The organism is Rubritepida flocculans DSM 14296 (assembly GCF_000425365.1).
Classification (GTDB): domain Bacteria; phylum Pseudomonadota; class Alphaproteobacteria; order Acetobacterales; family Acetobacteraceae; genus Roseococcus; species Roseococcus flocculans.
Genome location: NZ_AUDH01000001.1, coordinates 443,724 through 461,310 on the forward strand (window position 1 = coordinate 443,724; position 17,587 = coordinate 461,310).

The 17,587-nt window shown below is 74.6% G+C and carries 17 protein-coding genes; 6 read left to right on the forward strand and 11 right to left on the reverse strand.

Features of this window, described 5'->3' with window-relative positions; translation table 11 throughout:
* Nucleotides 1–957 carry an acetyl-CoA carboxylase carboxyltransferase subunit alpha gene (locus H596_RS0102205; protein ID WP_027283508.1) on the reverse strand — a complete coding sequence of 319 codons (957 nt, stop codon included), beginning with the start codon at nt 955–957 and terminating at the stop codon, nt 1–3.
* A gap of 96 nt (nt 958–1,053) precedes the next feature.
* On the opposite strand from H596_RS0102205, the gene H596_RS0102210 reads away from it, so the two are divergent.
* Nucleotides 1,054–2,256 (forward strand): pyridoxal phosphate-dependent aminotransferase, encoded by a 1,203-nt coding sequence (locus H596_RS0102210; protein WP_027283509.1) that lies wholly within the window; start codon nt 1,054–1,056, stop codon nt 2,254–2,256.
* Between the two features lie 26 nt (nt 2,257–2,282).
* On the opposite strand, the gene H596_RS19670 is transcribed toward H596_RS0102210, so the two are convergent.
* Both H596_RS19670 and H596_RS0102220 read right to left on the reverse strand, forming a co-directional pair.
* On the reverse strand, nt 2,283–3,227 hold the full coding sequence (locus H596_RS19670) for a Bug family tripartite tricarboxylate transporter substrate binding protein (RefSeq protein ID WP_051212249.1): 945 nt from the start codon (nt 3,225–3,227) through the stop codon (nt 2,283–2,285).
* Between the two features lie 78 nt (nt 3,228–3,305).
* Complete coding sequence (locus H596_RS0102220; RefSeq protein WP_037299564.1) at nt 3,306–3,689, reverse strand: hypothetical protein; 384 nt, start codon at nt 3,687–3,689, stop codon at nt 3,306–3,308.
* Between the two features lie 139 nt (nt 3,690–3,828).
* Between H596_RS0102220 and H596_RS0102225 the strand changes: the two genes are divergently transcribed.
* Both H596_RS0102225 and H596_RS0102230 read left to right on the forward strand, forming a co-directional pair.
* Nucleotides 3,829–5,232: an FAD-binding oxidoreductase gene (locus tag H596_RS0102225; protein ID WP_051212250.1), complete on the forward strand. Its 1,404-nt coding sequence runs from the start codon at nt 3,829–3,831 to the stop codon at nt 5,230–5,232.
* A 46-nt stretch (nt 5,233–5,278) separates the two neighbouring features.
* A complete protein-coding gene (locus tag H596_RS0102230) occupies nt 5,279–6,463 on the forward strand; it encodes an MFS transporter (RefSeq protein ID WP_027283512.1) in 1,185 nt (394 codons plus the stop codon).
* 13 nt (nt 6,464–6,476) lie between these two features.
* Here H596_RS0102230 and H596_RS0102235 read toward each other — a convergent pair whose 3' ends face one another.
* From H596_RS0102235 to H596_RS0102245, 3 genes are read right to left on the reverse strand one after another with little or no spacing between them, the layout of a single operon-like run.
* Entirely contained in the window at nt 6,477–6,905 is a 429-nt protein-coding gene (locus tag H596_RS0102235) for a phasin family protein (protein WP_027283513.1), read from the reverse strand.
* Nucleotides 6,906–6,962: 57 nt separating this feature from the next.
* Complete coding sequence (locus tag H596_RS0102240) at nt 6,963–7,592, reverse strand: hypothetical protein (RefSeq protein ID WP_027283514.1); 630 nt, start codon at nt 7,590–7,592, stop codon at nt 6,963–6,965.
* 40 nt (nt 7,593–7,632) lie between these two features.
* A complete protein-coding gene (locus tag H596_RS0102245; protein ID WP_027283515.1) occupies nt 7,633–8,757 on the reverse strand; it encodes a PQQ-dependent sugar dehydrogenase in 1,125 nt (374 codons plus the stop codon).
* A 112-nt stretch (nt 8,758–8,869) separates the two neighbouring features.
* On the opposite strand from H596_RS0102245, the gene H596_RS24825 reads away from it, so the two are divergent.
* Both H596_RS24825 and H596_RS23235 read left to right on the forward strand, forming a co-directional pair.
* Nucleotides 8,870–10,084, forward strand: a complete 1,215-nt coding sequence (locus tag H596_RS24825; RefSeq protein ID WP_027283516.1) for a TonB family protein — start codon at nt 8,870–8,872, stop codon at nt 10,082–10,084.
* Complete coding sequence (locus H596_RS23235) at nt 10,081–10,941, forward strand: DUF2272 domain-containing protein (protein ID WP_084602510.1); 861 nt, start codon at nt 10,081–10,083, stop codon at nt 10,939–10,941. Before H596_RS24825 ends, H596_RS23235 begins: the two co-directional genes overlap by 4 nt.
* An 8-nt stretch (nt 10,942–10,949) precedes the next feature.
* On the opposite strand, the gene H596_RS0102260 is transcribed toward H596_RS23235, so the two are convergent.
* From H596_RS0102260 to H596_RS0102275, 4 genes are all read right to left on the reverse strand, one after another.
* Nucleotides 10,950–11,447 carry a prolyl-tRNA synthetase associated domain-containing protein gene (locus H596_RS0102260; RefSeq protein ID WP_027283517.1) on the reverse strand — a complete coding sequence of 166 codons (498 nt, stop codon included), beginning with the start codon at nt 11,445–11,447 and terminating at the stop codon, nt 10,950–10,952.
* A 21-nt stretch (nt 11,448–11,468) separates the two neighbouring features.
* The gene (locus H596_RS0102265) at nt 11,469–12,377 is read right to left on the reverse strand and encodes a LysR family transcriptional regulator (protein WP_027283518.1); all 909 of its coding nucleotides are present in this window, start codon (nt 12,375–12,377) and stop codon (nt 11,469–11,471) included.
* Nucleotides 12,378–12,446: 69 nt separating this feature from the next.
* Entirely contained in the window at nt 12,447–13,433 is a 987-nt protein-coding gene (locus H596_RS0102270) for a Bug family tripartite tricarboxylate transporter substrate binding protein (RefSeq protein WP_245583931.1), read from the reverse strand.
* The gene (locus tag H596_RS0102275) at nt 13,430–14,434 is read right to left on the reverse strand and encodes a tripartite tricarboxylate transporter substrate binding protein (protein WP_051212253.1); all 1,005 of its coding nucleotides are present in this window, start codon (nt 14,432–14,434) and stop codon (nt 13,430–13,432) included. The genes H596_RS0102270 and H596_RS0102275 overlap by 4 nt, the downstream gene beginning before the upstream one ends.
* 129 nt (nt 14,435–14,563) lie before the next feature.
* Here H596_RS0102275 and H596_RS0102280 point away from each other — a divergent pair, with 129 nt between their 5' ends.
* Nucleotides 14,564–16,318: a glucan ABC transporter ATP-binding protein/ permease gene (locus H596_RS0102280; RefSeq protein WP_027283521.1), complete on the forward strand. Its 1,755-nt coding sequence runs from the start codon at nt 14,564–14,566 to the stop codon at nt 16,316–16,318.
* Here H596_RS0102280 and H596_RS0102285 read toward each other — a convergent pair whose 3' ends face one another.
* Nucleotides 16,319–17,545: a pyridoxal phosphate-dependent decarboxylase family protein gene (locus H596_RS0102285; RefSeq protein WP_027283522.1), complete on the reverse strand. Its 1,227-nt coding sequence runs from the start codon at nt 17,543–17,545 to the stop codon at nt 16,319–16,321.
* Nucleotides 17,546–17,587: the final 42 nt, after the last annotated feature.

Consider the following 17,587-nt stretch of genomic DNA (forward strand, 5'->3'; position numbering starts at 1 on the left):
TCAGGCCACCGCCTGCCGGCCCATCTCCAGGAACTTCTCGCGCCGCTGCGCCTTGAGCGTCGCGCCGTCCAGGCGGGTGAGCGCCTCCAGCGCCGCCGCCACCGCCTCGCCCACCGCCTGCACCGTGGCCTCGGGGTCGCGATGGGCGCCGCCGAGCGGCTCGGCCACCACCTGGTCGATGAGCGCGAGGCGCTTGAGATCCTCCGCCGTCAGGCGCAGGGCCTCGGCGGCCTGGGGGGCGAGGGAGGCATCGCGCCAGAGGATGGAGGCGCAGCCCTCGGGGCTGATCACGGAATAGATCGCGTGCTCCAGCATCAGCACCCGGTCGGCGGTGGCGAGCGCGATGGCCCCGCCCGAGCCGCCCTCGCCGATGATGGTGGCGACGAAGGGCACCGGGGCGGCCAGCCCCGCCTCGATGGAGCGCGCGATGGCCTCGGCCTGGCCGCGCGCCTCGGCCTCGATCCCCGGGAAGGCGCCCGAGGTGTCCACGAAGGAGAGGATGGGCAGCTCGAAGCGCCCGGCCAGCTCCATGATGCGCCGCGCCTTGCGGTAGCCCTCGGGCTTGGCCATGCCGAAATTGTGCTTCACGCGGGTGTCGGTGTCGCGCCCCTTCTCGGTGCCCAGCACCGCCACGGGCCGGCCGCGGAAGCGGCCCAGCCCCCCGATCACCGCCGCGTCGTCGGCGAAGGCGCGGTCTCCGGCCAAGGGCGTCCATTCCTCGATCAGCCCCGCCACGTAGTCGAGGCATTTCGGCCGCTCGGGGTGGCGGGCCACCTGGGCCTTCTGCCAGGGGGTGAGCTTCGCGTAGGTCGCGGCGAGCAGCTTCTCGGCCTTGTCGCGCAGCCGCTCGATCTCCTCGCCGAGCTCGAGCCCGCCCGCCTCGTTGGTGCGGCGCAGCTCCTCGAGCTTGCCCTCCAGCTCGGCGATCGGCTTCTCGAAATCCAGGAAATGACGCATGGCGCAGCGGCGCATAGCGCAACCGTGACGGTCTGGCGACTGCGGGGGGCGGGGCCTATGGTTCACACCCTTTTTCCCGTCTTTGCAGGAACGCCCATGCCCGCCCTCGCCAGCCGCCTCGCCGAAGTGAAGGTCTCCGCCTCCGTCGTCATGGGCATGAAGGCGAGGGAGCTGGCGGCGAAGGGCATCCGCGTCATCAGCCTCGCTGCCGGCGAGCCGGACTTCCCCACCCCGCCGCACGCCATCGAGGCCGCGCACCGGGCCGCGCTCGCGGGCGACACCAAGTATCCTCCCCAGGGCGGCACGCCGGCGCTCAAGGCCGCCATCCGCCGCAAGTTCCTGCGCGACAACGGGCTCGACTACGCCGAGGACGAGATCCTCGTCACCAACGGGGGCAAGCAGGCCATCTTCAACGCCTTCATGGCGACGCTCGACCCCGGCGACGAGGTGGTGATCCCCGCGCCCTACTGGATCAGCTACGCCGACATGGCGAAGGTGGCGGGCGGCGTGCCCGTCACCGTCTCCTGCCCGCAGAACAACGGCTTCAAGCTGCGCCCGGAGGATCTCGCGGCCGCGATCACCCCGCGCACCAAATGGGTGCTGCTGAACTTCCCCAACAACCCCACGGGGGCCGCCTGCTCGCGCGCCGAGATGCAGGCCATCGCCGAGGTGCTGCTGCGCCACCCCCATGTGTGGGTGATGACGGACGACATGTACGAGCACCTCGTCTATGACGGCTTCGAGTTCTGCACCATCGCGCAGGTAGAGCCCCGGCTGCGCGACCGCACGCTGACGGTGAACGGCGTCTCCAAGACCTACGCGATGACGGGCTGGCGCATCGGCTTCTGCGGCGGCCCGCGCGATCTGATCAAGGCGATGTTCAACATGCAGGGCCAGGCGACCAGCGGCGTCTCCACCGTGGGCCAGGCGGCGGCGGCCGCCGCGCTCGACGGCCCGCAGGATCTGGTGCGCGCGCGCGCGGCCGAATACCGCGCTCGGCGGGACTTCGTGGTGGAGGAGCTGAACAAGGCGCCGGGCATCGCCTGCCACAAGCCCGAGGGGGCCTTCTACGTCTTCCCCAACATCGCCGCCTGCCTGGGAAAGACCACGCGCGGCGGCGCGCGCATCGAAAGCGATTCCGACTTCGCGCTCGCGCTGCTCGAGGAGGCGCATGTGGGCGTGGTGCAGGGCGCGGCCTATGGCATGTCGCCCTACATCCGCATCAGCTACGCCACCTCGATGGAGGAGCTGCGCGAGGCGATGCGCCGCATCCAGGAGTTCTGCGCGGGGCTGCGCTGACCGGGGCGGCCTTCGCGCCGCCCGTATCAATCCCCCGGCCGGATGCCGGCTGCGCGCATCACGCCCGCGAACTTCGCCAGCTCCGCGTCGCGGAAGGCGGTGAAGTCGCGGCTGTTGCGATAGACGATGGGCGTGGCGAGGCGCTGGAACCCCTCGATCACGCCGGGCTGGCGCAGCGCGCGCGCGCAGGCCGCGTCCACGCGGGCGAGGAACTCGGCCGGCGTGCCGGCGGGCGCGAACAGCCCCGACCAGATGCCATAGACGATATCGTGCCCCAGCTCGCGCAGCGTGGGCGTGTCGGGGAACTCTGGCGTGCGGCGCTCGCTCAGAATCGCCAACGCGTGCAGGTTGTTCGCGCGCAGCGTGCCCGGCTGGTCGGCGAAGAGGCTCACATCGCCGCGCATCAGCGCCACCACCGCCTCGGCGTTCCCGCGGAAGGGGATGTGCGTCATCTCCACGCCCATCGCGCGCGCCATGGCCACGGTGGCGATGTGCGGCATGGAGCCGGGGCCGGTGCTGGCGAAGTTGAAGGCCCCGCGGGCCTCCCGCGCGCGGGAGGCGACCTCGGCCATGGTCCGCGGGCCGCCGGGTGCGGCCATCACCACCACCGGCGTGTCCGCGATCTGGCAGATGGGCTGCAGGTCCGTCGGCCTGTAGGGCAGGTCATTGCGGAAATTGGGCTGGATGGCGATGGCCCCGATGGGCGAGAGCAGCAGCGTCTGCCCATCGGGCCGGGCGCGCGCCACCTCCGCCGCGCCGATGGTGCCGGCCGCGCCGATCGTGTTCTTCACCACCACCTGGGTGCCGAGCGCGGCGGAGAGTTCGGGCGCCAGCAGCCGCGCCATCAGGTCCGAGGGCCCGCCGGCGACGAAGTTCACCACCAGCGTGATGGGCTGGCCCTGCGCCCGCGCCGTGGCGGCGAGCAGCAGGGCGGGTGCCGCGAGCGCCGCGCGGCGGCCGAGGGCGTGCATGGTTTCCTCCGCTTCCTGTCGTTGCGCGAAGGCTAACGAACCGCACCCGGCCGGCGCAACGAAAAGGGGCGATCCGCCCTAGGCCTCCACCTGGCAGCCCCCGCTGAGCACCGTGCCCACCACGAAGAGGGTGCGCGTGCGCCGCGCCTGCTCGCCCACGTAGCTGAAGGAGCAATGCGGGGTCCAGGTGACGATCTGCTGCGCCTCCACCTCGATGCGCAGGCTGCCGATGTCCTGCAGCAGGTTGCATTGCCGCTGGCCGAGCGCGAGCGTCGTCCAGGCCGTGGTGTGGCGCGTGCCCTGCCAGTCCGTGTAGGTGAGGCGGCTGCGCACGATGTAGCCCGCCTGGCTGGCGACGCAGATGCGCGTCTGCTGCTGCGCCCCGGCCGGCGCGGCGGCGGGCGGCGCGAAAAGCCCGAGCCCCAGCGCGAGGGCGCAGAGCGCGACGATTCGACGGGCCATGGCGATGCTCCTCTCTGGCGCCGCCATCCTGCGCCCCCGCCGCCCGCCGCGCCAATCGGCCGTGCGGATCGCGGGCATCGCCGCCGCCTCGCCCCGCCCTGCCGCGCATGCTAGGCCAGCGGCGGAAGGAACGGCCGCCATGAACCCCATCCCCCCCCGCCCCGTGGACCAGGTGATCGCCGCCGCGCGCGGCTTCCTGGGCGAGCGGATCACGCTGAACGACGCGATCCGCCAGCAGCACAGCCGCGGCGAGGACACGACGCGCCCCACCCTGCCCGACGCCGTGGCCTTCGTGGAGACGACGGAGGAGGTGAGCCGCCTTCTCGCCCTGTGCCACGCCCATCGCGTGCCGGTGACGCCCTTCGGCGCGGGCACCTCGCTCGAGGGCCATGTGAACCCGGTGCGGGCGGGGATCTCGCTCGACCTCTCGCGCATGACCGCCATCCTCGAGGTGAGCGCGGAGGACATGGACTGCCTGGTGGAGCCGGGCGTGACGCGCCAGCAGCTCAACGCCCATCTGCGGGATCAGGGGCTGTTCTTCCCCGTGGACCCGGGCAGCCACTGCACGCTGGGCGGCATGTGCGCCACCCGCGCCAGCGGCACCAACGCCGTGCGCTACGGCACCATGCGCGAGAACGTGCTGGGCCTGGAGGTGGTGCTGGCCGATGGCCGCGTGATCACCACCGGCGGGCGCACGCGCAAGGCGGCGCACGGCTACGACCTGACGCGGCTGTTCGTCGGCAGCGAGGGCACGCTCGGCGTCGTCACGAAGATCCGCCTGCGCCTCGCGGGCATCCCCGAGGCCATGGTCTCCGCCATCTGCGCCTTCGAGACGCTGGAGGGGGCGGTGAACAGCGTCATCGCCACCATGCAGGCGGGCATTCCCGTCGCGCGGATCGAGCTGCTGGACGAGGCGCAGATGGAAGCCTGCATCGCCTACTCCAAGCTCGATCACCTGCGCGCCGTGCCCACCCTGTTCCTCGAGTTCCACGGCAGCGCGGCCGCGGTGGCCGAGCAGGCGGAGGCGGTGCAGGCCATCGCCGCCGAGCATGGCGGCAGCGGTTTCGAGTGGGCGCGCGAGGCCGAGGCGCGCAACCGCCTCTGGCAGGCGCGGCACGACGCCTACTGGGCCGGCATCGCCTGGCGGCCGGGCAAGCGGGGCATCACGACCGACGTGTGCGTGCCCATCTCGCGCCTCGCCGAAGCCCTGCTCGGCGCGAAGGCGGACATCGCGGCCAGCGGCTTCGAGGCGCCCATCGTCGGCCATGTGGGCGACGGCAACTTCCACACCATCATCCTGGTGGACGAGGGCGACGCGGCGCAGATGGAACGCGCCTGGGAGCTGGACCGCAGGATCGTCGCGCGTGCGCTCGCACTCGGCGGCACCTGCTCGGGCGAGCATGGCGTGGGGCTCGGCAAGCGCGAGTTCCTGGAGCCCGAGCACGGCGCGGAGGCGCTCGCGGTCATGCGCGCGCTGAAGGCGACGCTCGACCCGCACGGCATCATGAACCCGGGCAAGCTGCTTCCCGACGCGCCGGCATGATACGGGCGGCGGCGTGCCGAGACAAAGTCAGCCAGCGGCCGCCGGCATGAGCCCGCCCGCGCCCGCGGGCTTCCTGCTGCCGCTGCTGGCGCTCGCGCTCGGGCATGTGTTCTCCAACGCGGTGCGCACCCTGCCCGCCGTGGCGACGGATCTGCTGACGCGGGATCTCGCCATCACCGCCGAGACGCTGGCCGCCATCACCGGCGCCTTTCCCGCCGCCTTCGCGCTGGCGATGATCCCGGTGGGCGTGGCGCTGGATCGCTACGGGGTGCGGCCCGTCGCGCTCACGCTGCTCGGCATCGGGGCGGTGGGCTGCGCGGTGGCGGCGCTGGCGCCGGGGGCGGGCACGCTGCTGGCGGCGCAGATCGTGCTCGGCATCGGCTGCTCGGGGATGCTGATGGCGCCGATGACCCATGCGGCGCGGGTGCTCGACCAGGGGCGCTTCAACCTGTGGTCGGGGCTGATCCAGGCGATCGCCAACGGGGGGATGCTGCTCTCCGCGAGCCCGCTGGCCTTTCTGGTCGAGGCGGCGGGCTGGCGGGCGGGGTTCTGGGCCTGCCTCGGCCTCGCGGGGCTCGCCTTCGCCGCGGTGGCGCTGACGCTGCCCGCCGCGCCGCCGGCGCGGGAGCCGGGGCGCACCCTGGCGGCCGACACGCGCGCGGTGATCCGGCTGCTGGGCGCGCCGCAACTGCGCGGGCTCTTCGCCATCGCCTTCGTGAGCTTCGGGGCGGTGCTGGGGGTGCGGGGCCTGTGGGGCGGGCCCTGGCTGATGGAGGTCAAGGGGCTCTCGCGCATCGAGGCGGGGCATGTGCTCTTCGCCGCCACCCTGGCGCTGGTGCTGGGCCCGCCGCTGGCGGGGCTGGCGGTGGCCCGGCTGGGGCGGCTGCCCTGGCTGCTGGCCGGGGGGCATGTGCTGGCGGCGGGCTTCATCCTGGCGCTGCTGGCGGGTGGGCCGGCCGGCACGGGCCCCGCGGCGGATGCGGCGCTGATGCTGGGCTTCGGCCTCGCCATCTCCTTCCAGGTGCTGTGCTTCGCGCGGCTGCGCGCCCTGGTGCGGCCGGAGGAGGCGGGGCGCGCCCTCTCGGCCCAGAACATGTACTTCTTCGGCGGCGCGGCCGTGCTGCAGGGCGTCTCGGGCTTGGCCGCGCTCGCGGGCGGGGTGGGGGCGGCGCTGGCCAGCTTCGCGCTGGCCCTGCTGCTGGGCGCGGCGCTCTACCTCCGCCGCCCGTGAGCGGCGGGGCGGCTCAGCGCCCCTGGCCCATCAGGCCGCGCAGCTCCTCCATCGCCTCGGAGAAGCGGCGGTTCAGCACTTCCATGGCCTCGCCGTTGGACTTCTGGATGAGGTCCGCCAGCTCCTTCATGTTGGCCACGGCGCGCTCATAGGCGGCCTTCATCGCCTCGGCCTGCTGCTGCGCCTTCTGCGCCGGGTTGCCCTCCAGCGAGGCGAGGTTCTGCATGGTCTGCGCCAGCTCGGCCATGGCCTGCTGGAGGATGTCGAGGTTGCGCCGCGCCAGCGCCTGGGCGCCCTCCATGGCGAGGCGGTTGGCCGCCACCATGGCCTCCAGGTTGCGCTTCTGCGCGTCGGCGAGCGCCTGGAGCTGCTCCGCGCTGGGCAGCTTCATGCTGCCGAACAGCTTCATCATCTCCTCGGCGTTGAAGGGCGAGCCGGCCATGCTGTCATTCCCCCGCTTTTGTGCGGCGCACAAACTACGCGCGGGGAATAGGTCCGGTCAAATCTCTTCTTGTTTCAACGCCGTGTCGGGCGCGGGGGCCTCCTCCCGCCCCAGGCCGAGGGAGCGCGCGGCCTTGTCGGCCCGGTCCAGCGCGCGGTCCAGCGCGGCCATGGTGGGCGAGAGATCCTGCGTCTCGTCCTTCTCCCAGGCGCGCAGCGCGGCGAGCCAGACGAGCGCGAGCCCATGCGCGCGCGCGGCACCCCTGGGCCCGCCGGCCTCCAGCCCCGCCGCCTCCAGCATCCAGGCCATGGAGGCGGGCATCTGCGCGGCGAGCCAGAGGGCGAGGGCGGGGTCGCGCGGCAGGTCGCGCATCAGGCGGGTGATGCCGGCGCGGTGCGGCTGCATCGCGTCCAGCCGGCGCATCAGCACGTCGAACAGACGGTCCCGCGCGGTGGAGCTGCTGTCTTCCACCGTGCCGGCGATCACCTCCTGCTCCACCGCGGCGAGGTGGGCGCGCAGGAAGGCCAGCGGGCCGGGGAAGCGGCGGCGCAGCTCGGCCAGCGGCACGCCGGCCTCGGCGGCCACGGCGCGCAGCGTCAGCCCCTCCCAGCCCGTGCCGGCGAGCACGCGCCAGAAGGCGGCGAGGAGGGCGGAATCGGCGCCGGGCTCGGCGGGCAGGTCGCTCATGGGGCGCAGATTGGGCGGTTCGCGCGGAAAGGGAAGAGAGTCATGCCGGCGCGAGGCGCAGGATGCGCCCCTGCGTCTCGTCGGTCAGGGCCAGCAGCGCGCCGTCGGGGGCGAAGACCACCTGCCGCAGCCGGGACTGGCCCCAGAGCAGCCGCTCCTCCGCGCCCGGCCGGTCCCCCGCCATTTCCAGCCGCAGCAGCCCGGGCGGGTTGAGGCAGGCGAGGAAGAGATCGCCCCGCCAGGGGCCCTCGGGCGGGGCGAAGGCGATGCCCGAGGGGCTGATGGAGGGCGTCCAGACGCGCAGCGGGTCGGTCAGGCCGGGGCCGGTGGTGCGCCCGCCCGCGATGCTCCCGCCCCAGTATTCGCGGCCATGCGTCGCGTGGGGCCAGCCGTAGTTGCGCCCGGGCTCGATCAGGTTCAGCTCGTCCCCGCCGCGCGGCCCGAACTCGGCGGCGAGGAGGCTGCCGGTGACGGGGTGGAAGGCGATGCCCTGCGGGTTGCGGTGGCCGAGCGTCCAGATCTCGCCGCGCCAGCCGGGGCGGCCGACGAAGGGGTTGTCGGCCGGGATCATCCCCTCGCGCGTGAGGCGGATGATCTTGCCCGCCAGGTCGTCGCCGCGCTGGGCGCGCTCGCGCTGCTCGTTGCGGTCGCCGGTGGTGAGGAAGAGGTGCCGGCCATCGGGGCTGAAGGCGATCCGTCCGCCGTAATGCAGCCGCCCGCGCGCCTGCGCGGGGGTGGCGTCGAGCACCGGGGCCGCGCCCTCCAGCCGCTCGCCCGCCAGGCGCGCGCGCCAGAGCCGGGTCAGCGCCCCGCCCTCCACCAGCATGGAGGCGGCGAAGAAGACTTCGCCCGTGCGGGCGACATCGGGCGCGGGGCGGAGGTCGAGCAGCCCGCCCTGGCCGCCCGGCTCCACCGCCGGCACGCCGGCCAGCGGGGCGGAGAGGCGGCCATCGGGCGCGATCAGCCGCACCCGCCCCGGCCGCTCGCTGACGATGAAGCGCCCATCGGGCAGGAAGCCGCCGCCCCAGGGCCGCTCCAGCCCGGCGGCGAAGACCGAGAGCCGCATCGGCCCGCGCCCGGTGGCGATGACCTCGGACTGCGCGGCCGCGGGGGCGGCGGCGAGCAGGGCGGGGGCGGCGAGCAGCGCGCGGCGGGACGCATCCATGCCCGCACATCTGGGGTGGGCCGCCCCGGCTCGAAGGGGGGGGCGCGACACGCTTCGTGACGCGCCGGCCCATTTCGCGACGCGGCGCGGCCGGGCTATGCCCCGCCTCTGCATGGCCGTGACCCGCGCCCCCCTTCCCCGGCCGGCCGAGCGCCCGCTGCCGCGCTTCGGCCGCCGCCGCCCCGCGCCGCCCCGGCGCGAGCCGCGGCTGTTGCGCCCCCGCGCCCTGCTGCCGCCGCTGCGCTGGGGCCGGCCGGCGCAGGGGCGGCCGCTGGGGCCCTGGGTGCTGGCCTCGCTGCTGCTGCACGCGCTGCTGCTGCTGCCCCTCCTGCTCGAGCTCCATCCGCGCAGCCGCCCCTCCGAGGCGCTGCCGCCGCCCTCCTTCGACATCGTGTTTGAGGGCGGCGGCGCGGAGCGGCCCGAGGCCGATGCGCCGGAGGGCATCGAGGCCCCGCCCGCGCCCCCGGCGCCGCCGCTGGCCCTGCCGCCCGCCGCGCCCCCCGCCGCCCCGCCGGCCCCGCCTCCGCCGCCCAGCCCCCCGCTGGCCGAGGCGGCGCCCGTGCCGCCGCCCCCGCCCGCCCAGGCCGCGCCCCCTCAGGCGCCGGCCCTCGAGGCCCCGCCCAGCCCCGCGCCGCCGCCGCCCCCGGCCCTGGCCGAGGCCCCGCGCCCCGTCGCGCCGCCGCCCCTGCCGCCGCGCCCCGAGGCCCCGCCCATCGCCGAGGCCTTCCCCGATCTGCCCACGGCCGAGGAGCTGCTGGCCCCGCCCACGCCGCTGCGCCTGCCCGAGCGCTTCGCCCTGCCGCTGCCGCCCGGCCCCACGCCCCAGCCCCCGCCGCGCCCGCAGCCGCGCCCCGCGCCGCAGCGGCCCGATCTCCCGGGGATCTGGGCGCCCGAGGGCGTGCAGATCGGCCCCCAGGCCGGGGCCGCGCCCCCCGCCGGCCGCCCGCAGGGCCGCGGCCTCGACACCCGCGTGGACCCGCGCTTCCTGGAGGGCCGCCCGAGCGCCGACCCCTCGGTGCGCGTCACCGGCGCGCAGGTGGGGGCGGACTGGCGCGCCGCCTTCCGCCGCTGGCTCGACCAGAACATCCGCTACCCCGAGCGCGCCATCCAGCTCGGCGAGGACGGCACGGTGCGGGTGCGCGTGGTGGCCGCGCCGGACGGCACGGTGCGCTCGGTGCAGCTCGTCGGCCCCTCCACCTCGCCCTCGCTGAACTTCGCCACCAGCTTTCCCTTCCAGGGCGCGCGGCTGCCCCCCTTCCCTCCGCCGGCCGACCCGAACGGCGTGACCATCGACCTGACCGTGAACTACATCCTGATCCGCCGATGAGCCGGTCTTCCCTCCGCGCCGGGCCGGGGCGGGGGGGCGCGGCGCCGCGCCTCGCCCTGCTCCTGCTCCTCGCCCTGCTCGCGGCCTGCGCCGCGCCGCCGCCGCCGCCGCTCTCCTACCCGCCCGCCGCGCGGGAGCGGCTGATCCGCCTCGCCCTCGCCGAGTGGCAGGAATGGGGCTGCGTCACCACCGGCCTGCCCGGGCCGCCGCTCGCGCCCTGCACGCCCGGCGCCCCGCCGCGCCGGGAATCCGAGCTGTCGGCCTTCCCCGCCGTGCTGGCCTATTGGCGCGCGGTTCCACCCGCCCAGGCCGAGGCCGCCATCCCGCGCAACCGCGCCCTCTACGCCCGCGCCCTGGCGGGCGAGGAAGCGGAAGGCGGGCTCTGGGCCGAGCCCTTCTGGTCGGCCGCCTTCATCTCCTGGCTCATGGCCGCCGCGGGGGTGGACGCGCCGGAATTCGCGCCCGACGCCGCCCATGCCCGCTACCTCGACCATCTGGACGCGCTGGCCGCGGCGCATCCCGGCCGCGCCCCCTTCCTGCCGCGCGACCCGGCCGCGCACCCGCCCGCGCCGGGGGATCTCGTCTGCTTCGACCGTTCCGCCGCCCCGCTCGCCCGCTGGGCCGACCGCGCCGCCGAGCGCGGCCGCTTCCGCCCCATGCATTGCGACCTGGTGGTGGCCACCGGCCCGGGGGTGGTGGAGGCGGTGGGCGGCAATGTGCGCGACGCGGTGGCCCTGGCCCGCTTCCCGGCCGACGCCGCGGGCCGGCTGCTGCCGGAGACGCGCCCCTTCCTGGTGGTGATGGAGAACCGGCTGGGCCGCACCCCGCCCTGGGGGGAGCGCCTGGCGGGGCGGTGAGGCCCCCTTCAGCCCAGCTCCACCAGCCGCACCTCGTGCCCGAGCCCGCGCAGGAACCGCAGCAGATCGGCCGGCGCGAGGCCGGTGCTCGCGCGGTTCACCAGCGGATGGCACCAGACCAGGCCCTCGGCGCGGGCCAGCGCCGCGTCCATCGCCACCTGCACCGCGCCCGGCGGCGCGTTCACCAGCCCGAAGGCGGTGACGCTGCCCGGCTCCACGCCCAGCACGGCGCGCAGCTCCTCGGCGCTGCCCATCCGCACGCGCGGCCAGCCCGCGGCGCGGGCCAGCGCGTTCACGCCGACCTGCCGCGACTCCTCCAGAACGGCGAGGAAGAAGCCCTCGCCCTTCGCCGCGCGCAGGAACAGGTTCTTGGTGTGCGCGCCGGGCAGGCTTCCGCGCAGCGCCTGGGATTCCGCCACGGTGAAGACGGGCGCGTGCCATTCCGTGCGCGCCGCGATGCCGGCGGCGGCCAGCCGCGCGAGCAGCCCCTCGGGGGTTTCGGGCATCTTCCTCCTCCTCGCCCCGTCCTACACCGCCCGCGCCTCGGCGAGCAGCAGCCGGCGCAGCCAGGCATGGCCGGGATCGGCCTCGAAGCGGCGATGGAACACCAGCGACAGCCGCGTGTGCCGCACCGCCACGGGCGGCTCGCGCAGCGCGAGGCCATGCGCCGCCGCGAGCCGCCGCGCCAGTCGCGCCGAGAGGGTGATGACGAAATCCGTCCGCCCCAGGATCTCCGGCACGGCCGAGAGATGCGCCACCACCCCGCCCAGCCGCCGCGCCCGCCCCTCGGCCGCCAGCGCATGGTCCAGCGCGCCGTCGCGCGAGCCGTTGGGCGAGTGCAGCAGATGCGGCACGGAGAGGAAGCGGTCGAGGTCGAGCACGCCCTCGGCCAGCGGATGATCGGCGCGCATCACGGTCAGGAAGGCCTCGGGCAGCATGCGCAGCCGGGTGTAGAGGGCGGGCGGCTCGCCCAGCACGGCCACGGCCAGCACCGCCTCGCCGCTGTCCAGGAGGGATTCGGCGTTGGTGCGGTCGGCATGGCGGATGGCGAGCAGGCAGCCCGGCGCCTCGCGCGCCAGCCGCGCCAGAACGGGCGGCGCCAGCACCGCCTCGGCGTATTCCGAGAAGGCGACGGGAAAGACGCGCCGCGCCGTGGCCGGATCGAAGGGCGCGCGGACGGAGAGCGCCTCGCCCAGCCGGTCCAGCGCCTCGGCCACGGGCTGCGCCAGGGCGTGGGCGAGGGCGGTGGGCTCCACCCCGCCGGGGCGGCGCAGGAACAGCTCATCCCCCAGCGCGGCGCGCAGCCGCGCCAGCGCGTTGGAGACGGCCGGCTGCGAGAGGTGCAGCCGCTGCGCCGCGCGGGTGACGTGCCGCTCGCGCGCCACCGCGTCGAACACGCGCAGCAGGTTGAGGTCGAGCTGCGAGAGATCCGTCATCCGCGGCGGCCTGCCATCGACGGCGGTGATGATCCCCGTTCCGAGCCCGCCTGGGAAGGGCGCGGCGCGCTATTCCACCCGCACGTTGGCGACGCGGATCACCTCGCTCCATTTGCGGATTTCCGCCGCGATGAAGGCCTCGAAGGCGGCGGGCGTGGTGCCGCCCTCGGGCGTGAGGCCCGGCGGCTGCCCGCCGAAGCCGGCGAGGCGGGCGCGGAAATCCGGCTCGCGCGTGATGGCGTCCAGCTCCGCGCCGATGCGCTCGATGGCCGGGCGCGGCACGCGGGCCCCGGTCTGCACGCCGAACCAGGCGGTGGCCTCGAAGGCCGGCACCGTGTCCGCCAGCACGGGCAGATCGGGCAGCACCTCGCTGCGGATGGCGCTGGTGACGGCGAGGCCCCGCACCCGCCCCTCGCGCACGAAGGGCAGCGCGGAGGGGATGTTGTCCATCCCGCAATCCACCCGCTCGGCCACCAGCTCCGTCAGCATCGGCCCCGAGCCGCGGAAGGGCACATGCACGAAGCGGATGCCCGTGACCTGGCCCAGCAGCTCCATGCACACATGCGGCGAGGTGCCGATGCCGGCGGTGCCGTAGGTGATCTCGCCCTGGCGGCGCCGCGCGAGGTCGAGGAACTCCGCCACGCTGCGCACCGGCAGGCGGTTCGCCGCCATCAGGATGTTCGGCACGCGGATGACGAGGCCCACCGCCGCCATCTCCTCCGGCCGCCAGGGCATGCGCGCGCCATAGACGGCGTAGTTCATCGAGCCGGTGCCGATGGATGTGAAGAACAGCGTGTGCCCGTCGGGCTCGGCGCGCACCACGCTCTCGCCGGCGATGTTGCCGCCCGCGCCGGGGCGGTTCTCCACCACCACGGGCTGGCCGAGGCGCGGGGCGAGGCGCTCGGCCACCAGCCGGCCCACGAGGTCGGTGGTGCCGCCGGGCGGGAAGGGGATGACGAGGCGGATGGGGCGCGTGGGCGCCCAGCCTTGCGCCCGCGCCGCGGCGGGCAGCAGCAGCAGCCCGGGCGCGGCGAGCAGGGGGCGGCGGCGGATCACGAATCCACCGTCGCGCCCGAGCGGCGCACCACCTCGCTCCATTTCGCCACCTCGGCGCGGATGAAGGCGTCGAAGGCCTCGGGCGTGGAGCCGCCGCCGGGCGCGAGCTCGGCGCGCATCCCGCCCAGATCGGCCATGCGGCCCCAGATCGCGGGATCGGCCAGGATGGCCTCGATCTCGCGGTTCAGCCGCGCGATGACCGGGCGCGGCGTGCGCACGGGCGCGACCACGCCGAACCAGGCGGTGGCCTCGACGCTCGGGAAGCCGGCCTCGGCCGTGGTGGGCACATCGGGAAGCTGGGGCGAGCGCGTGGCGGTGGTGACGGCGAGCGGCCGCAGCCGCCCCTCGCGCAGATGGCCGATCACGGAGGGCAGGTTGTCCACCCCCACCTCGATGCGCCCGGCGATGATCTCCTGCAGCATGGGCCCGGCGCCACGGAAGGGCACATGCGTCAGGTCGAGATTGGCGGCGAGCTTCAGCAGCTCGCCCGTCATGTGCAGCGAGGTGCCCACGCCCGAGCTGCCGATGTTCATCCGCCCCGGATTGGCGCGCACCAGCGCCACCAGCTCGGCCAGCGTCGTCGCGCGCACGCCGGGATTGACGAAGATGGCGTTGGGCACCCGCACCACCAGCGAGACGGCGGCGAAATCCTCCGGCTTGTAGGGGATGCGCGGGCCGTAGAGCTGGTAGTTGATGGCGCCCGCGCTGACCGTCTGCATCAGCAGCAGGTGGCCGTCGGCCTCGCCCTTGGCCACCACGTCCGCGCCCACATTGCCGCCCGCGCCGGGGCGGTTCTCGATGGTGACGGGCTGACCGAGGCGCTGGGAGAGCGGCTCGGCGATGATGCGCGCGGCGATGTCCGTCGTGCCGGCCGGCGGGAAGCCGACGACGAGGCGGATGGGCCGGCTGGGCGACCATTGCGCCTGGGCCGCAGCGGGGCTCGCCAGAGGCGCGGCGAGGCCGCCCAGCAGCAGGGCGCGGCGGGTGGATCCGGGCGTCATGGACATCTCCCTTGCGTCTTGTTGAGGCGCAGAGTGCGGCTTTGCCGCGCCCCGTTCAAGCCGCCGCTTGCGCGGCCCGCGCCGCGCGCTATCCCTCGCGCGCCAACCCCGAGCGCCAAGGCCCCGCCCATGGAGTTCTTCCGAGTCTACGGCCGCGTCCTCGCCCTCCTGAAGCCGGACGCGAAGGTGGCCTTCGCGCTGGCCGCCGCCGCCGTCGCCCTCTCCGGCCTGCAGTTCCTGGAACCCGTGCTGTTCGGCCGGGTGGTGGACCTGCTGGCGCGCTCCTCCGGCATGGAGCCGGAAAGCGTCTGGGCGCAGGCCTTCGTGCTGCTGGGGCTGTGGGGCGCGGTGGGGCTGACGGGCATCGGCGCCAATGTGGCCGTGGCGCTGCTGGCCGACCGCATGGCCCACCGCAACCGGCTGGCCATGATGTCGCGCTACTTCCAGCACGTTCTGGCGCTGCCGCTCGCCTTCCACGGCGACGTGCAGTCGGGCCGGCTGATGAAGGTGATGCTGGTGGGGTGCGACAACCTCTTCGGCGTCTGGCTCTCCTTCTTCCGCGAGCATCTCTCCACGCTGGTGGCCGCGCTGGTGCTGCTGCCGCTGACCATGTTCCTGAACTGGCGGCTGGGGCTGCTGCTGATCGGCCTCGTCGTCGTGTTCACGGTGCTGACCACCATCGTCATCCGCAAGACGCAGACGGCGCAGATGAAGGTGGAGCAGTTCCACTCCCAGCTCGCCGGCACGGCGCAGGACGCGCTCTCGAACGTGGTGGTGGTGCAGTCCTTCACCCGCCTCAACAGCGAGGCGAAGATGTTCGGCAGCATCATGCGCCAGGTGCTGGACCACCAGTTCCCGGTGCTGAACTGGTGGGCCGTGGTGAACGTGCTGACGCGCGCGGCCAGCACCGTCACCGTCATCCTCATCTTCCTGCTCGGCACCGTGCTGCACCTGCGCGGGATGGCGAGCGTGGGCGAGATCGTGAGCTTCATGGGCTTCGCCACGCTGCTCATCGGCCGGCTGGAGAACGCGGTGGCCTTCGTCTCCTACATGCTGTTCCAGATGCCCGCGGTGCGCGAGTTCTTCGAGGTGCTGGACACGGTGAGCAGCGTGCCCGAACGCCCCGACGCGAAGGACATCGGCCGCGCCCAGGGCCATGTGCGCTTCGAGGAGGTGGGCTTCTCCTACCCCCGCTCGGGGCGCGTGCTGCACGGCGTCTCCTTCGAGGCGACGCCGGGGCGCACCATCGCGCTGGTGGGCGCGACGGGGGCGGGCAAGACCACCTCCATGCAGCTCCTCCAGCGCCTGTGGGATCCGACGGAGGGGCGCATCACCCTCGACGGGCACGACCTGCGCGACATCACGCTGGAGAGCCTGCGCCGCAACATCGGCGTGGTGTTCCAGGAGAGCATGCTGTTCAACCGCACCATCCGCGAGAACCTGCTGGTGGGCCGCCCCGACGCCACGCAGGAGGAGATCGAGCGCGCCTGCCGCATGGCCGAGGCGCACGACTTCATCACGCGCCAGCCGCAGGGCTACGACACCATGGTGGGCGAGCGCGGGGCGAGCCTCTCGGGCGGGCAGCGCCAGCGCCTCGCCATCGCGCGCGCCCTGCTGAAGGATCCGCCCGTGCTGATCCTGGACGAGGCGACCAGCGCGCTGGACGCCGCCACCGAGGCGCGGGTGCAGAAGGCGCTGCGCGCGCTGATGGCGGGGCGCACCACCTTCATCATCGCGCACCGCCTCTCCACCGTGCGCGACGCGGACGAAATCCTGGTCTTCGACCAGGGCCGCATCGTCGAGCGCGGCGATTTCCAGACGCTGGTGAACGCGGGCGGGCGCTTCGCGGAGCTGGTGCGCACGCAGCTCACCGGCGTCGCCTGATCAATAGGCGCGGGCCGCGGCCATCTCCGCCCCCGCGCCGGCGCGCGCCTCGGCCACCGCGGCGCGCAGGTCCGCGAGATACTCCTCCGCCACCTCGGCGTGCAGCGGGTTGAGGTGGAGGTGGATGCCGTCCGGCTCCACCTGGCGCGAGACGAGCCAGCCCCGCGCATCCAGCGCGGCCGCGACGCGGGCGATGGAGAGCGCGGCATCCGTGCTGCGATAGACGAGGATGGCGTGCTCGCCGGGCAGGCATTCCAGCTCCGGGATGGCGGAGACGCCCGCCGCGATGGCCGCGCGCGCCGCCATGATGCGCCGCGCGCAGTCGCGATAGCCCGCGCGGCCGAGGTGGCGCATCACGGCCCAGGCCGCCGCCACCGCGCCGCCCGGCCGCGTGCCCTGCGCCGTATGCGCGACATAGGCGCCGCGCGCCCAGGCGCGGCTCTCGAAGCGGTGGTGCTGCTTCAGCGCCGCGTCGCGCAGCAGCAGCAGCGACGCGCCCTTCGGCGCCATGCCGTGCTTGTGGATGTCGGCGCTGATCGAGGTCACGCCCGGCGCGCGGAAATCCCAGAGGGGCAGCGCGACGCCCAGCTCCTCCAGGAAGGGGTTGAGGAAGCCGCCCACGCAGGCGTCCACATGCAGCCAGAGGCCACGCCGCTGCGCGAGTTCGCCGAGCGCCGCGATGCGGTCCACCGTGCCGAAGGGGTAGTTGGGCGCGGAGCCGATGAGCGCCACCGTCTGCGCATCGCAGGCCGCCTCCATCGCCGCCACGTCGCTCAGGCGTTCGGCATCGGCCGGCACGCGCCGCACCTCCATGCCGAGATACCAGGCCGCGCGGTCGAAGGTGAGGTGCGCCGTGTCGGGCAGCACGATGTTGGGCCGCGCGCGCCCGCCCTTCTCGCGCGCCGCGAGCATGGCGAGGAAGATGCTCTCGCTGCCGCCGGAGGTGAAGCTGCCGCCCGCCCCCTCCGGCGCGTGCAGGAGGGAGAGTCCCATCTCGATCACCTCGGCTTCGAGCCGCGCGAGCGAGGGGAAGGCGCGCTGGCCGAGGTTGTTCTCGGTCCAGAACTGCAGGTAGGCCTCCTGCTGCACGCGCTCCAGCGCCTCGTCGAGGTAGTAGAAGAACACCGCCATGCGGCCGCGCTTCCAGGAGTAGTCGCGCGCCTTCGCGGCGATCAGCGCCTCGCGCAGCGCGGGCCATTCCTGGCCGGTCTCGGGCAGGGCGAGCATGGGTTTCCTCCCTCGTTCCGGCTATTCCATCATCCGCGGCGA